Source organism: Alphaproteobacteria bacterium, assembly GCA_018063245.1.
GTDB lineage: Bacteria > Pseudomonadota > Alphaproteobacteria > JAGPBS01 > JAGPBS01 > JAGPBS01.
The window spans coordinates 32,317-50,084 of the sequence record JAGPBS010000008.1 but is presented as its reverse complement, the minus strand read 5'-3'; the positions used below and the strand labels follow the sequence as shown (position 1 = coordinate 50,084).

Here is a 17,768-nt window from a genome sequence, read left to right as displayed (position 1 = left end):
GAATCTGGTTGTTGAAAAAGGGCCGTCGTGGTTTCATCCGAGAAATCTTGGTCATAATAGGCTTTCAAGAGTTTGGATGGGTCAGGCAAATTGGCTGCATAGCACAGACGAATCAAGATCATCTCTGTTGTTTGCTGGGTTGAAGGTGCTTGATCACATTCTTTGAGGCCCTTGATTAGAATCTGCCAGATGCGTGTGAGCGTTGAGATTTGAATGCTATCTTCATTTTCTTTATAGAAAGAAACTGCCCAGCTTGGCATATCATCAGCCGTGCTGTTTTGTGTGCTGCATACTTTTAAGCGTGATAGATTGTGGGTGAGATCTAGCAGGTCCTGCAAGATCACTTGAGGATCTGCCCCTTTGGCATACATGTTTAGAAATAGTTTCAATGCATCTTCTGTTTTTGCATACAAAACATGTTTGAAGAGAATTGACATTTCAGCTCTGTCAGAAAGGCCGAGCATGTTCTTAACATCTTCACTCGTGACGTGACCTGTTGACATCGCAATGGCCTGATCTAAAAGGCTGAGTCCATCACGGACAGAACCATCTGCTGCTCTTGCAATAAAGTGCAGAGCTTCTTCTTCAATTTCAACCTGTTCTTGCGCACAAATTTTTTGGAAGTAACTTTGAAGCTCGCTAATGGTGACGCGCCGCAAATCGAATCGCTGACATCTTGAAAGAACGGTTAAAGGAACTTTGCGAATCTCAGTCGTTGCAAAGATGAATTTTACCTTTTCTGGTGGCTCTTCCAATGTTTTCAAAAGCGCATTGAAGGCAGCTTTTGAGAGCATATGAACTTCATCGATGATGTAAATCTTATATTTGGCAGAAACAGGGGCGTATTTTACGCCTTCGATAATTTCGCGAATATCATCAACGCCCGTTCGGGTCGCAGCATCCATTTCCATAATGTCAACATTGCGATCTTCAAGAATTGACTGACAAGAAGAACAAGTACCACAAGGGGACATTGCATAAATGTCGCCTTGATTTGGTGTTTCGCAATTAATAGCTCTGGCGATAATGCGCGCTGTTGTTGTTTTACCAACGCCTCTGACGCCTGTGAGCATAAAGGCATGAGCAAGGCGATTTGTTTTGTAAGCGTTATCAAGTGTTTTGACCATAGCCTCTTGACCGATCAAATCATGAAATGTTTTTGGTCGGTATTTGCGTGCTAAGACACGGTAAGCTGCTTGCTTGATGTCGAGTTGAGCCATTCAAAATGTCCTGAGTGTAAAAATTACGAAATCTCTAGCTATTTTTGTACCAAAAATTTCATCTCCTGAACAGATAAAAATCGGATATGGATTATTTTTTAAGGTGCGGTGTTTTTTCCTAACCTTTATTAATATTGCGCGTTATTATGTATATGTGATAAATTTTAATTTAATATAAAGGGTTGGAAGACGACCTAAGACAGATTCGCTACGGCTGCTTCCTTTCGGACCTGACCGGGTTTACGAGTGCCTCATCCGTTTCCAACCCCAATTTAAATATGGTTACTTTAAAACAAAATTGCAAGTGTTTTTTAATATAAATGGCCTTGACAGGTCGTTTTATATCATCTAAAAATGCTCTAAAAAGGGAGCATAAAATGACATTTGTAAAATCAGTTCTTTTAGCGGTCATTCTTTTAACAGCATCAACAACAGTTTGCTTTGCTGAAGCGCGGATGAAAGATAAAGTTGTTCTTATTACAGGGGGCAGTAAAGGTATTGGTCTTGGTATTACAAAGGTCTTTGCAGCCGAAGGTGCGAAAGTTGTCATTTTAAGCCGCACAGAAGCTGATCTGAAAAAAGTGACAGCGGACTTGACTGCCAAAGGCGCTGAAGTCTCTTATCTGGTCGGAGATATTTCAGAGTCAGAAGATATGCAGAAAATGGTTGCTGAAACAACCAAGAAATATGGCCGAATTGATGTCTTTATCCATAATGCGGCCGGTCTTTATCCAGCATCGAGAATTGACAAGATGACCGAAGATGAATGGCATACAGCGATTCAAACCAACCTAAATGGCGTATTTTATGCAGTGAAAGCAGTTGTGCCTGTCATGAAAGATCAGAAATACGGACGTATTATTTTGACTTCATCCATTTCCGGTCCACGCGTTGGTCTGCCAGGAAAATCACATTATACAGCCGCAAAAAGCGGTATGAATGGTTTTATGAAAACAATCGCAATCGAACTTGCAAAGTACAATATTACCGTCAATGCAGTTGAGCCTGGAAATATTGAAACAGAAGGCCTTGCCAAAGCGAATAGTCCACAGGCCATTAAAGAACGCATTGCTCCCATTCCAATGAAGAGGTTAGGGACACCTGAAGAAGTCGCCTTTGCTCATTTGTTCTTAGCGTCAGATGAAGCAAGATACATCACAGGTCAGTCAATAATTGTTGATGGAGGACAGACGCTTCCTGAAACTCACTATGGTGAGTATTGATCTATCCATGAATTTCAATAGAATTCAAAATCAAAGATTCATATTTTTCAGTAAGTTGATAAGACCTATTTTTTGAGGCTGGGTTTGCAATTTTTATAAAGTTATTTGATATCCATTCTTGACATAAGTACCGAGCCTGTCGATCACTAAATTGAAAAAGGTCTGCAATATCTTTTGTTGTGATTTCTTTTGATGTTATAAAGAGTTTTAAGGTTAATTTTTGCTGTCTTGTTAGGTTTCGTAAAAGAGGGGATTGATCTATGCTGCCCTGTGTTTGAGCTGTTTTGGCTTGAGTTTTTATTGTTTCAAAAGCATGCGCCATACCTTCTATGAAATACTCAAGAAAGTTTGTTAAATCGGCTTCTTCTCTATGTCCTTGATAATAATCTTCATCACTTCCAACGGTGAGAGCTTGGTAGTATGCATGCAGATCTTTGGCATAATACTCTTCGAGTGAGTAGATTCCTTTTAATCCGTAATGATATTTATGTAAGATCAATGTGACGAGAAGGCGTGCTGTTCTGCCATTTCCATCATAGTATGGATGGATTGTTGCAAATTGATAATGAGCAAGTCCTGTAATAATAGGAAGAGGGAGGTCGTCTTTAATGGATTGATTGATCCAGTCAATAAGATCTTGCATAAGAGATGGAACATCAGTGGCTTTTGGGGGGATATAAACAACGAGTTTACCGGCACGAATGACATTTTGGCCATCACGATATGGTGTCGGTTTTGTTTTTCCCAAAAACGATATGCCATGGAGATATTGAATATCAAGCTCTTGGATTGGTATTGTGTCTAGAGCCATTTTATCAATAGCATCTAAGGCTTGGTAATAGTTACGTATCTCTTTTTCATCTTTTTCACGATTGGGAAAATGTGAGTTGTCTTGAATGATAGTCCTGACTTCGGCTAAAGAAAGTCCGTTTCCTTCAATATAGGTTGAGTGATGTGTTGAAGCAATTTTGGCAGATTCCCGTAGTGAGCTGATCATTTTAGCTGTTATCGGTAAATCCGTAATCAATTGACGTGAAGCTTCAATCACGCTTAGTAACTTAGCGATGTGGGGAGTGATGGTGTATTTTGGAGTAAAGCTCATAAAATAAGTATAGTTATTTTGTTGATATTTGTCAATGAATATTCCGGTAAATGTCGAGTAAACTTCCGGTAAATTTCCATTAAAAAATTAATCCTTTGGAACGCGGCAGAGGGTGAGGGCTTTGACACTCTTGGCCCCTGCTTTTTTCAAGACATGAGCACAAGAAGAAAGAGTTGCTCCTGTTGTGAAAACATCATCAATGAGCAAGATGTTTTTACCCTTGAGGTCTGATTTTGTGAATTGCGCTTCATTGAGTGAGAAAGCATTTTTGACATTTGCAAAGCGATCTTTGCGTGATTTTTCACCCTGGCTTTGGGTTTTCTTATGGCGCAGCAATAGGTCAGGAGCTGTTGGTGTACCTGACAAAGCGCTAAGGGCGTAAGATAAAAGCGCAGCTTGATTGAATTTGCGCGAAAAGAGTTTTGTTGGATGAAGCGGGATTGGCACCAATAAATCAGCCTCGTCTATGAGAGAGCGTCCGGTCTGATACATAAGATTGGCAAGGTAAGGTGCCATGAAGGTTTTGTCAGATTGCTTGAACTTCAACACAATCTTACGGCTCATGTCATTGTAGTGGAGAACAGAAAGAGCTCGATCAAAGGCATAGGTCTTGCTCGCGCAATAGACGCAAAGCATATTCTTTTCAATTTCAAATGGATAAGGTAATGAACAAGAAGGACAATGTGGCTTTGTGATAAAGGTTAGATCAGACCAGCACTCAGCGCAAACGAGACCTTGTTCACTTACTTGTTTGCCACAAGATAGACAGCGCGATGGCAAAAGCGCCTCTAAAAGAATTTTTAGAGGTTTGGTGAATCGGGCTTTGGAGAATATCTCTCTCGTGATATGATGAAAAGTCGTCATGGATCAAGTTTAATCTGAGTGAAGAAATAATGATAGCAGAATCCCATCAAATATTTGATCGATTGTTAAAAAAACAGCAGCGAGACAGGGCCGCTCACTTATTTCATCAGCACGATTTTTTATACCGTGAGGTTTGTGAATCGTTGATTGATAGGCTCTTGGATATTAAAAAAGATTTCCCTGCTATTTTACAATTAGGTGCTCATGATGGATATTTGACAGGGTTGCTTGATCGTGCTTATCCAGGGAAAATTGATCAGCTAATCACAACAGATCTATCAGAAAGCTTTTTGAAAAAAACAGATCGAAAAAACTATGAGTCTCTTGTCTGTCTTGATGAAGAAAGACCGCCCTTTAAAGACGGGTCATTCGATTTGATTATTGCGCCATTGACCTTTCACTTTCTGAATGAATTGCCTCAAACGCTCACAATGGTGCGTAAGCTTTTAAAACCAGATGGTTTGTTTATTGCAGCGCTGATCGGTGAAAATTCTCTGGTCCATTTGCGACATGTTTTACTGGAGGCTGAGATCAAACATTTGGGTGGTGCTAAACCACATTTGTCGCCCTCTTTGAGTTTAAATGATTTAGGAAAATTAATGCAACTGGCTGGTTTTTTTGTACCTGTGCTAGATAAGGAAGAAATTTTTGTCAGTTATGCTGATATTTATCAGTTAATGAAAGACTTGCGTGGAATGGCTCAAAATAATAGTCTCCATGCCAGAGATCGTTCAGTTGCATCGTCTCATGTTTTTAAGGAAGCAGATTGTCTGTATAAAGACTTATTTGCAAGAGACGATGGTTTAATCGAAGCGCAGTTTGATATTATTTATATGTCGGGTTGGTCTCAGCCGTAAAAAAAGCCTCCTAGAAAGGAGGCTTTTTTATGAGTTTTCAATTCTTTACTCAGCTGTAGGAGCTGGAGCTGTCTTTGTTTCAGGAGCCGCAGGCACTGCTGTTGGAGCAGCTGGTTGTTCACCTTCTGCTTTTGGCAATGGCTTACCTTTCATGTCGAAAAGCTCAATTGTTGCATTCTTTTGAAGATCAGTCACAATGTCTTGATAAGCTGCACGTGACAGTTGTGCACCTATTTGTGGCTTTAGCTCATCAAATGTTGGTTGTGGTCTTTTTCTTTTGTCTTCAACTTTGATCACGTGCCATCCGAATGATGATTTAACAGGTGTTGAGCTGAAGCTTCCTTTATTCATTGCAAAAGCTGCATTTGAGAATTCAGGAATCATTTCTTGTTTTGTGAAGTAGCCAAGATCGCCACCATTTTGACCAGAGTTAACATCTTTGGATGATGTTTTTGCAAGCTCTTCAAAGTTTTTACCATTTGAGTCATTTAATTTTGCAATGATTGCTTTTGCTGCATCTTCTGAATCAACAAGAATATGTCTTGCGTGAACTTCTTCTTCTGCTGGGTTTTCTTTAACGAAAGCTTGGTAAGCTTCTTTGAGTTTGCCGTCATTGATCTTTTTATTCACTTCACGTTGAATAAATGTACCTTCAATGATTTGCTTTTTAGCCTGTTCAATTTTTTCAACAACTTCAGGATCATTTGCCATATTTAAGCTATTTGCTTTTGTTTCAACCAGTTTTGCAACAACAAGCTGTTGAACCAATTGAGGATATAAAGTTTCCATTGGCATTTGTTGATATTGAGGTGGAATCATTTTAACGAAAGTCTTGAGCTCAGCCATTGTAATCGGTTGGTTGTTTACTTTTGCAACAACAATACCAGGTTTTGCTGAGTCGATTTCTGCGAGCACAGATTCAGCGCTAGATTGATCTTTGTTTTTGTTCATATATTTATATACGCCGTAACCGCCGCCAGCAAGAACAACCAGAGCAACGATTGTAATGATAACTTTATTCATGTGTTTCCCCATTATAAGTTCGCGAAAATCAAGCAATTTTGAAGAGCAACATTTTCGCGTTTTGTTTTTAAAAACTTTAGCTAAGGACTATAATTATGCACAGAAATTTCAGAGAGTCAAAAAATATTTGAATAACATTGAATTAATGAATTTTATGATGTAAAGTTTATCGATGAATTTCATTTGGTTGAAGAGGATAAAATGGTTTTTGCATTGTTAAAAAAAGTTTTTGGGTCTGTGAATGATCGTAGAATTAAGCAGTTACGCGAGCGTGCTCAGCTTGTTAATGCGCTTGAGCCTTCAATCAAAGCTCTCAATGATGAAGAATTAAGAGCAAAAACGACAGAATTCCGTGATCGTCTTGCCAAGGGTGAGACAGTTGACAGCTTGTTGAATGAAGCCTTTGCCGTTGTCAGAGAAGCGGCTTTTCGTGTTTTAGGGCAAAGACATTTTGATGTTCAAATCATGGGTGGTATTACGCTTCATGAAGGTGGTATTTCAGAAATGCGCACAGGTGAAGGTAAAACTCTTGTTTCAACGCTTCCTGTTTATTTAAATGCTCTTGCTGGAAAAGGTGCTCATGTTGTGACGGTGAATGATTATCTTGCACAGCGCGACAGCGAATGGATGGGAGCTATTTACCGTTTTCTAGGAATGACCGTTGGATGCATTGTTCATGGTTTGAATGATGAAGAGCGTCAAGCCGCCTATGCGTGTGATGTAACCTATGCAACAAACAATGAGCTTGGGTTTGACTATTTGCGTGATAATATGAAGTTCCGTCTACCTGAAATGGTTCAACGTGGTTTCCATTTTGCAATTGTCGATGAGGTTGATAGTATTCTGATTGATGAGGCAAGAACACCGCTCATTATTTCAGGTCCTGCTGAAGATAGCTCAGCGCTTTATATCGCTGTAAACAAAATTATCCCACGTCTTTCAGAAGCAGATGGAGATTTTGAAAAGGATGAAAAGTCGAGATCTGTTACCTTAACAGATGTAGGGACAGAAAAACTTGAAGAGATTTTAAGAGCAGAAGGCCTCATTGAATCAGGGAATTTGTATGATCTCGCGAATGTGAGTCTTGTGCATCATGTGAATCAGTCATTGCGTGCTTACCACATGTTCTCAAAGGATAAAGAGTATATTGTTAAAGATTCAAAAATTATCATTATTGATGAGTTTACGGGTCGTATGATGGAAGGGCGGCGTTATTCAGAAGGCCTGCATCAAGCAATTGAAGCTAAAGAGAATGTGCCGATTCAACAAGAGAATCAGACGCTTGCATCAATCACTTTCCAAAATTATTTCAGATTATACAATAAATTGGCAGGTATGACGGGAACTGCGATGACAGAGGCTCCTGAATTTGCTGAAATTTATTCGCTTGATGTTGTAGAAATTCCAACAAATAGAGATGTCTCGCGTATTGATCATGATGATGAAATCTATAGGACAGCTGATGAAAAATACAATGCTGTTCTGAAAATGGTTGAAGAATGCCAAAAAAGAAAGCAGCCTGTTTTGGTTGGAACTGTGTCGATTGAAAAATCTGAATATGTATCAAAAATACTGACAAAAAACAAGATTAAGCACCATGTGTTGAATGCGCGTTTCCATGACAAAGAAGCAGAAATTATTGCTCAAGCAGGTCGTCCGGGTGCGGTTACAATTGCAACCAATATGGCAGGGCGCGGAACTGACATTCAGCTTGGCGGTAATATTGATATGATGCTTCAGGCTGAAATGAAAGAAGGTATGACGGAAGCTGCTCTGAATAAGAAAAGAAAAGAGCTTCTTGCTCAGATTGAAGAAGACAAAAAGCTTGTGATTGAAGCAGGTGGTCTTTATGTGATCGGGACTGAACGTCATGAATCAAGACGTATTGATAACCAGTTACGTGGTCGTTCAGGGCGTCAAGGCGATCCAGGCGCTTCCAAATTCTTTTTGTCTCTTGAAGATGATCTGATGCGTATTTTCGGATCGGATCGAATTCAATCGATGATGGGTAAGCTTGGTTTTGAAGAGGGTGAGGCGATCATCCATCCGTGGATCAGCAAGGCTCTAGAAAAAGCACAAGAAAAAGTTGAAGCTCACAACTTTGAAATTCGTAAGAATTTGCTCAAGTTCGATAATGTGATGAATGATCAGCGTAAAGTTGTTTATGAGCAAAGACGCGAAATTATGTCAAAAGCAGATGTGTCTGAGATGGTTACAGACATGCGCCTTGATGTGATCGAAGATATGGTCGATCGATTCATTCCACCAAAATCATATGCTGAACAGTGGGATCTGAAAGGGTTGAAAGAACAAGTTCAGACAGTTCTTGCGCTCGATCTTCCGATTGAAGCATGGGGTGATGAAGACGGAATCGGTGGTGATGAGCTTTTAGAGCGTGTTATCAAAGCTGCGGATGATCATGTTGCAGGTAAGATCTTAAAGTACGGTCCTGAGATTTGGCATGCGGCTGAAAAGAGTATTTTGCTTCAGATTCTGGATAAGAATTGGAAAGAACATCTTTTGGCTTTGGATCATTTGCGTCAAGGTATTGGACTCAGAGCCTATGCTCAAAAAGATCCTTTGAATGAATATAAGCAAGAATCATTTAATCTCTTCAAGCTAATGCTTGAGAGCTTTAGAGAGATGGTAACGCACTTCTTGATGCATGTTGAGGTTCAGGCGAGCTCTGTAGAAGATCTTCCGAATGAGCCGGCTTTGCCGAAAAAGATGCATGAAACACGTCAGGACCCAGCTTTAATGGACGGCGGTAGCGATCAAGGTTCCTCTAAAAAGGGAACGGTGAAACAGGCGGATTCTGATCCAAATGGCTGGTCTAAAGTGCAGCGCAATGCGCCTTGCCCATGTGGATCGGGGAAGAAGTATAAGCATTGCCATGGCGTTTTAGCTTAAGAGCGCTTTTGGGTTTTGAGATATAAATTTTAGAGGATGTAGAACTTAATACAGAAGGATCTGATGTATTAAGCCTTATTGATTAATTTCTCTAAGTTATCAACTTTTCCATAGCTTAAATAGCGGCCAATGATTTTCAATATGAGATCGGTCAAATCTTCGTTGAAATCGGTAGAAGTGGCTGTGTTATTGAACTCGTTTTGGATATGTTTTTCAAGTATTTTGCAATATTGTTCTGTTGTGATGATGCCCCTTTCTATTGCAAAAGCATAATGAAGGAGTGTTTTATGGATGTTATAATAAAATGCATTTGGCAAAAGTATTGTCATTGTATTATAACCAAGATAGCTAAAAACAATATTGTCAGCATGAGTCATTAATTCCTCAAGGATGATAGGAATTAATTCATGGTCGATGGCACTTTCCATTTCAATGAGTTTTTTTAAGGCTGATGTGCAATCTTTTACATACTCTAATAATCCTAATGTATTAAAAGATATTTGAGTTAATGGATCTAATCTAAGATGCGCATAGCTATATCTGAGACAATTTTGGTAGTGCATTGAAATATTTATCATTTCATCAATTGCTGTAACTGATGATTTAGGTATATCTACTGAGTCTGTTATTACTCCAATTTTTAGGGTAATTATTAATTGCAGTTTCTGTAAAGCTGGTTCAACAATGAATCCTCGGCCTTCTTCGAATAATCCGAATATACTTTTTATCTGTTCAAATGGAAATTGTGTCAAGGTGCGTAAAAATGAATCATCAAAAAATCTCCGCATTTGGAGTTTGAAAAGATGGATGCTTGCATCAATATATCCTTTTAAAGAAGTGTAAGTGGCGGGGCTATTGATATTAATCTCTAACCAAAACAGTGGTTTTAGATCCAGTAGAAATTTTTTGAATTCAGGGTTTTTTCTAAGTACGGTCCTGCTTTGGATAAATGCAAGATAGGCTTTTTCTGTTGCTGTTAGAAATCTTTTAAATTCACGGCAAACAACATCAAGATTGTATCTACCATTTTGGATGATCTCTGATCTGATAGGGAGGTCTTTATTAAATTCACCATCAAAAGTTTCAAGATCTTCTGTTAAGTTAGTAAAGAGAGTAAGCATTTTTCTATGTTGTTCAACGGGTGCGCCCATTTTCTCTAAAAAAGATGCAAGAGGTGTTTGTGTTCCTGGTTGAGACATATCTTGCATAAAAGAGTCTTTAAATTCATCATCGTATTCATAAAAAAATCTTATGAATGGTAGAACTCTTCCATCTACAGGATGAACATCAACTGGGACTTTTTTGAGTTCAATATCTTTCATAAAATGATTATTAAAAAAGGATATATCTACACAGAATTCACTATCAAGCTCTTTCAAATGTTGGAACATTTGAAAATTAAATATTCCACTTCTAAGCGTGCTGAGAAAGTTATTAAGGCAAAGAATTAAGTAATCAACGGGAACGTCAATATAGTCATCTGGAGAAAAACAAACGGTACTAAATAGCTTGGCTGAAAAGGCAGGTTGTTTAAAAAAATGTTGAAGGAGCGAAAGAATTTGGTCTTCTTGATCAGTTGTTAAAACAAGAGGTTTTCGGCGGGCAGAGTCAGATTCCGAAGGATCTGTTTTAATTGATGATAAAATCGCCCCAAGACAAAGAGCAACATCAAAATTTTGGTTTGTGTCAAAGAAGCCTTGAACAAAAGCTTTTTTAAAAATTTGTTCAAAAGCAGTAAAGAAGGGTGTATCTAGAAAATTCGAGCTTATATAATTTTTGTTTGCCATCATAAATAAATTAATAAAGCTTTTTAATTGGTCAAATGATAATAGGTTTTCACTTATCAGATCAGTTGCTAGTGCGATAAATTTGTGAGTCTCATTATCAATCGTGATCTGTTTGCCCTGGTTAACAATTTGATATTGTTCTTTTCTATTAAAAGCTTCAGAAACTAACCATGATCTGTATGATGTTTTTGAATTGATCATTGAAGGCTCCGCCCCTTGTCTAGAGTATGAGCCTGTGGCCATAAAAACAACCCAAGCTAAAATTTCTCTTTTAAGAATAGTGTGAGAAGAATTTTCTTCAGGGTACTTAATCTCTGTGCAAGCGATTACTTCACGATCACTTAATGCAATCCCTGGCCGATCACTTAAAAGAATCAGGTCATAAATAGAAAAGGACCCACTTGCTCGTGGTTGAAGATGTGTGTAGACAACAGAGACATTTTCATCGAACTCTATCTTTGTACTGAGGTCTCCAATAATTGTTTTATCAATAGCCTCAATATTACTGAGAGCCTGTGCTAAGGTCACGTTCGTCATTTTGATTTTCCTTCATAGTTGATACTAAAAATCGATTTAGTCACCCCCTCGCCCACAATTGATAAATCAAAAGGGCCCAGAGGTGATGCGCGAGGTGTGTTTGTCCTTTTTTGAAGGCATACCACTCTGCTTGAATATGAGTGGTATGAAGCTCGGGTGTTTGAGACAAAGCATGGGTTGAAAAGCACTCTTCAGCCATGTCTCTTAAATCTGTTTTGAGCCAGTCTGCCACAGGAATGGCAAAGCCAGCCTTTGGTCTTTCAAAAAGAGCTTTGGGCACATATTTGTGCAGAATGTGCCGGAGTGGCATTTTCCCCTGGCTTCCGGACATTTTTTGACTCATGGGTAATTTGAAACTGAATTCAATGAGTCGATGATCCAAAAGTGGTTCTCTGGCTTCAAGAGACGTTGCCATAGAGGCTCTGTCGACTTTTACCAACACATCATCCATCATGTAAAAAAGAGCATCGTAAATTTGCATGGCTTCAATGGCATTGATGTTTGTCATTTTATGGTCAAAAGCAAAGGAAGGTGAGGGAGCGTTTGATTCTTTCAAGAAAGAGTGTCGATGAGGCAGAGAAACACAGTGACGATAGAGATCTTGAGTTGATTCAGCTTCGAGCAGCGGAATAAATTTCATGACCTTTTCACCAAAATGATTTGGGCGAATTCTTTTGTGTAAAATGGTTGCAAGAGCATCCAACTGTTTAGGAGATAAAGATTGAAGAATATGTTTGAAAATGACCTTCAAAGGGGCGGGTATGTTCTTAAGTTTTTCCCAATGTTTGCCGGCGAAAAGATAACGATTATAGCCAGCAAAAAATTCATCACCGCCATCTCCTGACAGAGCAACCGTGACTTTTTGTCGTGCCATTTTTGAAACAAGAAAGGTCGGCAAAGCGGATGAATCTGCAAAAGGCTCATCAAACCACTCAGGAATTTTTGTCATGAGATCTAAAGCCTCTTGAGGCTTAAAAATATGCTCATGATGATCTGTCCCCAGATGAGTTGCAATTGCCTTTGCATAAGGTGCTTCATTGAAATGCTTATGATCAAAACCAATGGAGAAGGTCTGAATCGGTTTTAAACTATGCTTTTGCATGAGTGCCGCAACCAAGGATGAGTCAATACCGCCGGAGAGAAAACAACCTAAAGGAACATCTGCTACCATGCGGCTTGAGATAGCTGTGTCTAATATTGCCTCGAGCGACGTCATATTTTTTTCAAACGAAGATTGCAATGGGTTTTTAAGGCCATCAATTGCTTTGTCATAAAGGCTCCAATAGCAAACTTCTTTGATATCGGTAGGGCTCTTGATGACAAGATAAGTCCCAGGTTTACACTTTTGTGTGTGTTCATAGATGCTGAGTGGCGTGGGGATAAAGCCATAGGTTAGATAATGAGAGAGAGCTTCTAGGTTTCTTTTGCTATCAAAGGCAGGATGCTCTTTAAGACTCTTTAATTCTGAGCCAAAAAGAAGCACATTGTTTTGTATGCCCCAGTAAAGTGGTTTGACACCCACACGATCGCGCATGAGAAAAAGTGTTTCGGTTTGTTTATCCCAAAGGGCTAGAGCAAACATGCCAACCATATGAGCGAGTGTTTCATCAATGCCCCAAAGTGAAAAGGCCTCAAGAATAATTTCAGTGTCAGAATGACCTTTGAATGAAAGTCCTTCTGTTTCAAGTTTTGATCTGATGATGGCTGAATTATAAACCTCACCATTGTAGATGAGCACGTATCGGCCATTTTGAGAGATCATTGGTTGATGACCATTGGCTGACAGATCAACGATCGCAAGGCGACGATGACCGAAGTGCAGATCTGCTTTTTCATCTTGCCAATAGCCAAAACTATCTGGACCGCGATAAGCGATTGAATTGGTCATTTGGTGTAGGTAAGTTGTTTGCGCCTCAAGAGATTTATTTTTTAAAAAATCCCAGAATCCTGTAATGCCACACATCTTTGAATTTTCTTGCCTTTTGGTTTGTTTCATGCCAAGTTATATCAGCTTTATTATAGTATAAAAAGAGGTTTTTCATGAGCGTTAAAATTGCGGTGATCGGTGCGACTGGGAATGTTGGCAGAGAGATTGTTCAAATTCTTGCAGAACGCGGATTTTCAAAGAAAAATGTTTTCGTTCTTGCCTCTGAAAATTCTGTAGGCGCCCAAATTTCATATGGCGAAAATGAAGATATTTCTGTTGATTCACTAAGCTCATTCGATTTTTCAAAAGTGAATATTGTTTTAGCATCAGCAGGTTCAAAGGTGATCAGTCAATATGCGGATAAGATCACAAAATCAGGCGCGATTCTCATTGATAATAGCTCTCATTTTCGGGTTGATTCTGATATTCCGCTCATCGTTCCAGAAGTGAATCCTGGCGCGCTCTCTTTGTACAAAAAGAAGAAGATTATTGCCAATCCCAACTGTGTTGTTGCGATGCTGGTTCTCGCATTAAAGCCACTTCATGACGCTGCAAAGATCAAGCGTGTTGTGATTTCAACTTATCAATCTGTGTCGGGCGCAGGCCGGGCTGCGATGGATGAGCTCTTTAATCAAACGCGTGGTATCTATATGAACCAAGAAATGACCAAAGAGCAGTTTACAAAACAGATTGCCTTCAATGTGATCCCGCATATTGATCAGTTTATGGATGATGGTGGCACAAAAGAAGAATGGAAAATTATGGTTGAGATCAAAAAGATTGTTGATCCGAAGATCAAAGTTTCTGTGACTTCCGTGCGTGTTCCTGTTTTTGTTGGCCATGCTATGTCAGCCAATATTGAATTTGAAAATGAGATATCAGCTGAGCAAGCAAGAAAATTCTTGAAGTCAGCGCCAGGTGTTTCTGTTGTTGACCGTAAGTCAGATGATGGCTACGTGACACCGCAAGAATGCGTGGGTGAGGATTTGGTTTATGTCTCTCGTATCCGAGAAGATTCAACGGTTGATAATGGGCTAAATCTTTGGGTTGTCTCTGATAATTTACGTAAGGGGGCGGCGCTCAATGCTGTTCAAATTGCGGAATTACTCATAAAAGAAGCCTTTTAGTAAAAAAGGGGCTGGATATTTCTGAGAATCACCGACAAGATAAAGAGGTGTTCAATGAAAGAGAGGCTCCTATGCAATATAATCCCCTTCGTTCTGTTCTCTATGTCCCCGCTGATCAAGAAAAAACATTAGCTAAAGTTCAAGCATTAGCGGCCGATGCTTATATTTTGGATCTAGAAGATGCGATTGCGCCTTCTGAAAAAATCCAAAGCAGAGAGAGAGTAAAACAATTTTGTGCTGAAGCCTCACACCTCTCTCATAAGTTGATCATAAGGATCAATTCACTTGAAACAGACTGGGGGTATGATGACCTGAGTGTCTTCGCAGGGGCAAAGGTGTCAGCCATTCTTTTGCCAAAAATTGAATCAGCTCAGCAAATTCACAAGGTCGAAAGTCTGCTCACAATCCAAAAAGCGCCTCAGACAGTTAAGCTCTGGGCAATGATGGAAACGCCTCTTGCTATTTTAAATGCCAAAGAAATTGCAAGAAGTTCAGAGCGGCTGTCTTGTCTTGTGATGGGCACATCAGATCTGGCAAAAGATTTAAGAGCAGCGCATACGCAAGACAGACTGCCATTGATTACGAGTCTCTCTTATTCTATTTTAGCAGCCAGAGCCCATGGTCTTCAGATTTTGGATGGTGTGCATTTGGATTTGAATGATGATGATGGCTTTGCATTTTCATGTCGCCAAGGAAAGGAAATGGGCTTTGATGGCAAGACCCTGATTCATCCCAAAACCATTGAGGCAGCGAATCGGCTATATTCGCCATCTTCAAGTGATTTGATTTGGGCAAAATCGATTGTGGCTGCTTATGAAGAGGCTCAAAAATCAGGAAAAGCAGTGATTCAGCTCGATGGAAAATGCATTGAGGCACTTCACTATGAGCAAGCAAAAGAGATGCTGTCTTTATAGTTATTCCCGTACGATCTTAATGAACATCTCTTCAAGAGAATCGGCCTCAAAGTAATCGAGCAATGAAAGGCGATTGCCTTCTTTGAGGATTTTGCCATGATGCATGAAGAAAATATGATCAGCTAATTTTTCAACTTCAAACATATTGTGAGAGGCAAGGAGAATCGTTGCCTTTGTTTTTTGCTGGTAGGTTTTCAGATAGCTGCGTATCCAATCCGCACTCTCTGGATCAAGAGAGGCAGTCGGTTCATCAAGGAGCAAGATTTGTGGATCATTGAGGAGTGCTTTGGCCAAAGAAAGTCTTGTTTTTTGTCCTGCAGAGAGTCTTCCTGCAGGTTTGTTGCGGAAATCTTTAAGGCGAAAATCATGGAGAAGTTGATCAATTTTGGTATTTTGGTCTCTTACATTGTAAAGACCTGCAAAAACTCTTAGATTCTCAAGAACTGTCAGTGTTTTAGGGAGTTCAATGTAAGGTGAAGAGACATTCATCATTTTAAGATGCGACTGCGGGTCTTTGTAAAAATCCTCACCATTGATATAAACGTGGCCAGATGAAGGTGTGACAACGCCCATAATCATTGAAAGAGTTGTTGTTTTGCCGGCCCCATTGCTTCCTAAAAGAGCTGTCATTGATCCGCGCTCAATTTGTAGATTAATATGGTTTACAACATTGGTCTTTTTGAATGTTTTGGTGAGATTTTTGAGTTCAATGGCTGGTGATGAAGCTGTCATGTGAGGGTACCGTTGATTTTACTTTTCTTTTCGCGTTGAATGCAGTATTGTTTAAAAATAAATTTGACAACTTTCTTGGACAATATGCAACAAGTATTAAATCTTTTAGATCAGTTTTCTGGAACGCATGTGCTGTGTATAGGCGATGCGATGCTCGATCGATTCATTTATGGAAAAGTTGAGCGTATCTCTCCAGAAGCGCCAATCCCTATTATGAAATTTGATCATTTTGATGAAATGATTGGTGGTGCTGGTAACGTGATCAATAATCTTGTCTCTCTTGGAGTGCAGGCTCATTTCATGAGTGTTCTAGGAAAAGATCAGATCGGTCACAAGATTACAGAGCTCTCTGATGGAAAGATAGGCGATCTGTCTCTTTTGTGGATGGATGAAAAAAGACGTTCAACGCTCAAGAAAAGATTTATTGCGGGAACACAGCATCTGCTTCGTGTTGACGAAGAAGACTCTCACGATATTTTGCCAGAAGTCGCAGACAGGCTCATTGCTTATGCAACACAGAATATCAAATCGATTGATTTGATTATTTTATCTGACTATGCAAAAGGTGTGTTGACACCATATCTTTGTCAAAAAATTATTAAGCTTGCGCGTGCAAATGGTGTTGGTGTTTTGGTTGACCCAAAAGGGGCTGACTATGAGAAATATCGCGGTGCAACTTTAATTACGCCCAATCTTTCGGAAACCTCTGCAGCATTTGGTCGTGCTGTGCGTGAAGATGATGAGATTGTTGAGGCAGCGCGATTTATTCAAAAGACATATGGTATTGGGAATGTTCTTGTAACGCGGAGTGAAAAAGGGATGACGCTTGTTTCAGAAGAAGTAGTCCCGATCCATATTCCAACAAAGGCGCGCGAAATTTTTGATGTGTCGGGTGCTGGTGATACTGTTGTATCAACACTTGCAGCTTGTATGAGCGTTGGAATGGAGCTTTCAGATGCCGCTCTCTTGGCTAATATTGCGGGTGGACTTGTTGTTGAAAAAGTCGGTACAGCGACAATATCTCTTGAAGAACTGCGCGCTGCACTACAAAACCAAGAGGCCTTTTCTCATGCCCTTAAGATTCATGAATTGGGGCCGGCTCTTGATCGACTTAAGGCTTGGCGTCAAAAAGGTTATAAGATTGGGTTCACGAACGGCTGTTTTGATCTTTTGCATCCTGGACATGTTCATTTGATCAGACAGTCACGCAAAGAGTGTGATCGTCTTATTTTAGCCCTGAATACAGATGCTTCAATTAAACGTCTCAAAGGGGCCCTGCGTCCGATTCAAAATGAAACAGCAAGAGCTCTTGTGCTCTCGTCTCTGGCTGATGTTGATATGATCGTTTTTTTTGATGAGGACACACCGATAACATTGATTGAGGCGATGAGGCCTGACGTGTTGGTCAAGGGAGCCGATTACACAATAGATGAAGTCGTCGGTGCTGATTTGGTTCAGCAATATGGTGGCAGAGTTGCTCTGGTGCCATTACAAGTCGGGCATTCAACCACATCGATGGTTTATAAAATTGCAAGTAATCAATAA

13 protein-coding genes and 1 other RNA gene are annotated in these 17,768 nt (G+C 39.7%); 6 read left to right on the top strand and 8 right to left on the bottom strand.

From position 1 onward, the window contains the following. Window positions 1–1,220, bottom strand: a 1,220-nt coding sequence (locus KBF71_02000; GenBank protein ID MBP9877090.1) for a DNA polymerase III subunit gamma/tau, incomplete at its 3' end; no start/stop codon positions are given. A gap of 173 nt (window positions 1,221–1,393) precedes the next feature. Continuing rightward, an RNA gene (ffs, locus tag KBF71_01995) (signal recognition particle sRNA small type) lies at window positions 1,394–1,491 on the bottom strand. A 184-nt stretch (window positions 1,492–1,675) separates the two neighbouring features. Here ffs and KBF71_01990 point away from each other — a divergent pair. Next, a complete protein-coding gene (locus tag KBF71_01990) occupies window positions 1,676–2,443 on the top strand; it encodes an SDR family oxidoreductase (GenBank protein ID MBP9877089.1) in 768 nt (255 codons plus the stop codon). Between the two features lies 1 nt (window position 2,444). On the opposite strand, the gene KBF71_01985 is transcribed toward KBF71_01990, so the two are convergent. Both KBF71_01985 and KBF71_01980 read right to left on the bottom strand, forming a co-directional pair. Next, on the bottom strand, window positions 2,445–3,491 hold the full coding sequence (locus KBF71_01985) for a Fic family protein (protein MBP9877088.1): 1,047 nt from the start codon (window positions 3,489–3,491) through the stop codon (window positions 2,445–2,447). A gap of 141 nt (window positions 3,492–3,632) precedes the next feature. Next, complete coding sequence (locus tag KBF71_01980; GenBank protein ID MBP9877087.1) at window positions 3,633–4,409, bottom strand: ComF family protein; 777 nt, start codon at window positions 4,407–4,409, stop codon at window positions 3,633–3,635. Window positions 4,410–4,438: 29 nt separating this feature from the next. On the opposite strand from KBF71_01980, the gene KBF71_01975 reads away from it, so the two are divergent. After that, on the top strand, window positions 4,439–5,266 hold the full coding sequence (locus KBF71_01975) for a methyltransferase domain-containing protein (GenBank protein MBP9877086.1): 828 nt from the start codon (window positions 4,439–4,441) through the stop codon (window positions 5,264–5,266). 45 nt (window positions 5,267–5,311) lie between these two features. Here the strand turns inward: KBF71_01975 and KBF71_01970 are convergent, their stop codons facing one another. Next, the gene (locus KBF71_01970; GenBank protein MBP9877085.1) at window positions 5,312–6,289 is read right to left on the bottom strand and encodes a peptidylprolyl isomerase; all 978 of its coding nucleotides are present in this window, start codon (window positions 6,287–6,289) and stop codon (window positions 5,312–5,314) included. A gap of 201 nt (window positions 6,290–6,490) precedes the next feature. Between KBF71_01970 and secA the strand changes: the two genes are divergently transcribed. After that, on the top strand, window positions 6,491–9,199 hold the full coding sequence (secA, locus tag KBF71_01965; protein ID MBP9877084.1) for a preprotein translocase subunit SecA: 2,709 nt from the start codon (window positions 6,491–6,493) through the stop codon (window positions 9,197–9,199). 68 nt (window positions 9,200–9,267) lie between these two features. On the opposite strand, the gene KBF71_01960 is transcribed toward secA, so the two are convergent. Next, window positions 9,268–11,523, bottom strand: a complete 2,256-nt coding sequence (locus tag KBF71_01960; GenBank protein MBP9877083.1) for a hypothetical protein — start codon at window positions 11,521–11,523, stop codon at window positions 9,268–9,270. Window positions 11,524–11,563: 40 nt separating this feature from the next. Continuing rightward, window positions 11,564–13,519 (bottom strand): asparagine synthase (glutamine-hydrolyzing), encoded by a 1,956-nt coding sequence (gene asnB, locus KBF71_01955; protein ID MBP9877082.1) that lies wholly within the window; start codon window positions 13,517–13,519, stop codon window positions 11,564–11,566. 44 nt (window positions 13,520–13,563) lie between these two features. Between asnB and KBF71_01950 the strand changes: the two genes are divergently transcribed. Both KBF71_01950 and KBF71_01945 read left to right on the top strand, forming a co-directional pair. Beyond that, window positions 13,564–14,577 (top strand): aspartate-semialdehyde dehydrogenase, encoded by a 1,014-nt coding sequence (locus KBF71_01950; protein ID MBP9877081.1) that lies wholly within the window; start codon window positions 13,564–13,566, stop codon window positions 14,575–14,577. A gap of 71 nt (window positions 14,578–14,648) precedes the next feature. Continuing rightward, window positions 14,649–15,491 carry a CoA ester lyase gene (locus tag KBF71_01945; protein MBP9877080.1) on the top strand — a complete coding sequence of 281 codons (843 nt, stop codon included), beginning with the start codon at window positions 14,649–14,651 and terminating at the stop codon, window positions 15,489–15,491. Here KBF71_01945 and KBF71_01940 read toward each other — a convergent pair whose 3' ends face one another. Continuing rightward, entirely contained in the window at window positions 15,492–16,223 is a 732-nt protein-coding gene (locus KBF71_01940; protein MBP9877079.1) for an ABC transporter ATP-binding protein, read from the bottom strand. It abuts the gene before it with no gap. 84 nt (window positions 16,224–16,307) lie between these two features. Here KBF71_01940 and rfaE1 point away from each other — a divergent pair, with 84 nt between their 5' ends. After that, window positions 16,308–17,768, top strand: coding sequence for a D-glycero-beta-D-manno-heptose-7-phosphate kinase (rfaE1, locus tag KBF71_01935; GenBank protein ID MBP9877078.1), 1,461 nt, complete (start codon window positions 16,308–16,310; stop codon window positions 17,766–17,768).

What these genes read in the sequence shown, in the direction of transcription:
- KBF71_01990 (MBP9877089.1), top strand. Translation starts at nt 1,676, where the DNA reads ATGAAAGATAAAGTTGTTCTTATTACAGGGGGCAGTAAAGGTATTGGT.
- KBF71_01980 (MBP9877087.1), bottom strand. Translation starts at nt 4,409, where the DNA reads ATGACGACTTTTCATCATATCACGAGAGAGATATTCTCCAAAGCCCGA.
- KBF71_01975 (MBP9877086.1), top strand. Translation starts at nt 4,439, where the DNA reads ATGATAGCAGAATCCCATCAAATATTTGATCGATTGTTAAAAAAACAG.
- KBF71_01970 (MBP9877085.1), bottom strand. Translation starts at nt 6,289, where the DNA reads ATGAATAAAGTTATCATTACAATCGTTGCTCTGGTTGTTCTTGCTGGC.
- secA (MBP9877084.1), top strand. Translation starts at nt 6,491, where the DNA reads ATGGTTTTTGCATTGTTAAAAAAAGTTTTTGGGTCTGTGAATGATCGT.
- KBF71_01960 (MBP9877083.1), bottom strand. Translation starts at nt 11,523, where the DNA reads ATGACGAACGTGACCTTAGCACAGGCTCTCAGTAATATTGAGGCTATT.
- asnB (MBP9877082.1), bottom strand. Translation starts at nt 13,519, where the DNA reads ATGAAACAAACCAAAAGGCAAGAAAATTCAAAGATGTGTGGCATTACA.
- KBF71_01950 (MBP9877081.1), top strand. Translation starts at nt 13,564, where the DNA reads ATGAGCGTTAAAATTGCGGTGATCGGTGCGACTGGGAATGTTGGCAGA.
- KBF71_01945 (MBP9877080.1), top strand. Translation starts at nt 14,649, where the DNA reads ATGCAATATAATCCCCTTCGTTCTGTTCTCTATGTCCCCGCTGATCAA.
- KBF71_01940 (MBP9877079.1), bottom strand. Translation starts at nt 16,223, where the DNA reads ATGACAGCTTCATCACCAGCCATTGAACTCAAAAATCTCACCAAAACA.
- rfaE1 (MBP9877078.1), top strand. Translation starts at nt 16,308, where the DNA reads ATGCAACAAGTATTAAATCTTTTAGATCAGTTTTCTGGAACGCATGTG.